Here is a 368-nt window from a genome sequence, read left to right on the forward strand (position 1 = left end):
GCCCTATTAAGACTCGGTTTCCCTGCGACTTCACATCTTAAATGTTTAATCTTGCTACGTATCGTAACTCGCTGGCCCGTTCTACAAAAAGTACGACATTAGAAGTCTTCTTCCTCTGTCTGCTTGTAGGCGCAAGGTTTCAGGTTCTGTTTCACTCCCCTCCCGGGGTTCTTTTCACCTTTCCCTCACGGTACTATTCGCTATCGGTCACCAGGTAGTATTTAGCCTTAGGGGGTGGTCCCCCTATCTTCCCACAGAATTTCACGTGCTCCGTGGTACTCTTCTTAAAGTGTCTCTATTCTGATTTCGACTACAAGACTGTTACTTTCTTTGGTTCTTCTTTCCATAAGATTTGTCTATCAGTTTAG

Annotated in this window: 1 rRNA gene; it reads right to left on the minus strand. The window is 44.8% G+C overall.

Annotated elements, in window-relative coordinates:
* A 23S ribosomal RNA gene (locus tag ACU68U_RS09305) occupies positions 1 to 368 on the minus strand; the annotation flags it as partial.

It is taken from the genome of Finegoldia sp. P3-F-LR (assembly GCF_052932165.1).